Origin of the sequence: Streptomyces malaysiense, from assembly GCF_000980885.2 — a bacterium.
GTDB lineage: Bacteria > Actinomycetota > Actinomycetes > Streptomycetales > Streptomycetaceae > Streptomyces > Streptomyces malaysiense.
Window position 1 is genome coordinate 1 of record NZ_LBDA02000150.1, and the last position, 2,188, is coordinate 2,188.

Annotated in this window: 3 protein-coding genes and 1 pseudogene; 2 read left to right on the top strand and 2 right to left on the bottom strand. The window is 68.6% G+C overall.

All coding sequences use genetic code 11. From position 1 onward, the window contains the following. Window positions 1-343: 343 nt before the first annotated feature. Window positions 344-511: a hypothetical protein gene (locus tag VT52_RS38350; protein WP_167377780.1), complete on the bottom strand. Its 168-nt coding sequence runs from the start codon at window positions 509-511 to the stop codon at window positions 344-346. A gap of 116 nt (window positions 512-627) precedes the next feature. Then, window positions 628-922 (bottom strand): annotated as a pseudogene (locus VT52_RS39290) (hypothetical protein). A gap of 152 nt (window positions 923-1,074) precedes the next feature. On the opposite strand from VT52_RS39290, the gene VT52_RS34410 reads away from it, so the two are divergent. Together VT52_RS34410 and VT52_RS34415 are read left to right on the top strand one after the other, a co-directional pair. Then, on the top strand, window positions 1,075-1,641 hold the full coding sequence (locus VT52_RS34410) for a hypothetical protein (RefSeq protein ID WP_143070970.1): 567 nt from the start codon (window positions 1,075-1,077) through the stop codon (window positions 1,639-1,641). Next, on the top strand, window positions 1,638-2,188 hold a 551-nt coding region (locus VT52_RS34415), incomplete at its 3' end, for a DEAD/DEAH box helicase family protein (protein WP_167377781.1). The genes VT52_RS34410 and VT52_RS34415, both read left to right, overlap by 4 nt.

The window sequence follows — 2,188 nt, forward strand, 5'->3', positions numbered from 1 at the left end:
GAGCGGGTCCCATTGCGCTGCGCGCAATGCAAGCGAACCCCCGCGCTGCGCGCGGGGGTTGCGCTCCCGCTCCGCGGGAGCGCTGGCTGACCGCTGCGCGGTCAGCACACCCGGGTTGCTGCGCAACCCGGGTGATGCTCCGTCCGCTGCGCTCCCGGAGCGGTGGGGGCTACGCCCCCACGCGGTGCCTGCGCTGCGCTCCGGTCACCGGGTGGCGCTTCGCGCCACGAAGGCCGGCCCCGCTGTGCGGGGCGGCCAACGGGCCTGCGGCCCGAGCTGCGGCAAGGGTGGGGGTGGTCTGTCATCCGGCTGGCCCCTGCGGGTTCTGGGGCTTGGCGCCGGGTCAGTGTCTACGGGACCAAGTGCTTCCGATTCCCGCAACGTGCAGGGCCAGTGCGGTCAGCCCCAGGAGCATGACGTTGACTGACGAGAACGTGTGATTGGTGCTGATCTCGGCCGCGTTGATGAGGAACGCGATGAAGAACAGCACCGCCGCGACTATGCCGAGCATGACGAGCCCCTCTCATAGGAAGTGAACCCCGTATGCCCGGCCGCCGCCCCCACAGACATGGGCGGCGCCTCGGAAAGTCTGGTCTGACCGCCTCGTGAAGGCAGGCTGACGGTTTCTCAGGCGTGGGCGTGGCGGGTGGTTGCCGCCTTGTGCGGGGCGGCGTGGTGCGCGGGCCGGCCTGTCGGGGGGGACTGTGAGGCGTCGCAGGGACAGGCTGGCGGTGGCCAGGAGGCCGGTGAAGACGGCCAGGAGGAGGACGGACACCCACATTTGCCGGCTCCCGGCTGCCTGCCAGCCGGTCCAGGCGGCGGATGCCGCCCACAGCAGGACGCCCACGGCGTAGAAGGAGCGGACGCGGTGCAGCTGCCGCACGGCCCGCAGGAACTGGATGTGTTCGGTCTTCGGTGCCATGCGGGGCCGTGTACCCCGATGCGTCACGGCCATCAGGGCGGAAGGAATCTTGTGCGGGAGGTTTTCCGGGGAGTCTCGCACGTCTGCATCTCAATGTGATGCAGCATGTAGAATTGGCGTAATTCAGGGACACCCGGTGGGGAGTGATTTGCGTGCTGATCTACGAGTATCTTCCGCATGAGCTTGCCCGGCTCGGGGTGGTCGCGAAAGCTGCCGGACTCGATCACCGTCGGATAGCCGCTCAGGTATGCCTGGCTCGGGAACGCGCCGGGAGGGCGAGGACGGCCCCGCCCGAACCGCATCACTTGAGCGAGGTGTTCATCGCGGAGTTGCGGCGCCTTCAGTGGGAGCGGATCGCCGGTCTCATGGAGAAGGAGCGGATGGCCGCGTACCGGCCCTCCGACGACTCGCGTGCCGTTCGCTACGAAGAGCGGCGTCTGCAGCGGTTGATGACAGACGTGGCCGAGGCCGAGCGCTCAGGTGTCGCGGCTGTGGAAATCTGTCGGCACTGCGTCTACCGGATCGATGCCCGACCCGCCGCCGGCAGTTCCAGCCCGGGCATGCCTGCCCCCGCCGTCCACCTGATGGCGGCATCACCCGGTGAAGCGGCCGCGAGAGCCTGGGCCCTCCACGGAAGAGACGGAGGCCTCTACCAACGCAGCGGACACCGGATCGCTTCCGTCACACAAATCCTTCCCGAGCCGGGAGAACTCTTTTGATCCAGCTCCGAGAACACCAGGTGGAACAGAAATCACGGTTCCAGAAATGGGTCGGATTCCCTGCAAGATCATCTGTTCCGCCGGAGGGTGCGAGGGGCACGATCGTGTCCGCGACCGGATCGGGTAAGACCATCACGGCTGCCGCGTGCGCGCTGGAGTGCTTCCCCGGCGGCCGGATCCTGGTCACCGTGCCAACCTTGGACCTGCTCGTGCAGACTGCCCAGGCGTGGCGCCTGGTGGGGCACCGCTCGCCGATGGTTGCGGTGTGCTCGCTGGAGAACGACCGGGTGCTGAACGAGCTGGGGGTGCGCACCACCACCAACCCCATCCAGCTGGCGCTGTGGGCCAGGTCCGGGCCGGTGGTCGTGTTCGCCACGTACGCCTCCCTCGTGGACCGCGAGGACCCGGAGGACCCGTTCGGTCAGGGGAACGTCCGTGGGCCGCTGGAGGCCGCCCTGGCGGGCGGGGAGCGGCTCTACGGCCAGCAGATGGCAGGCTTCGACCTCGCGATCGTGGACGAGGCGCACTCAACCGCAGGTGATCTTGG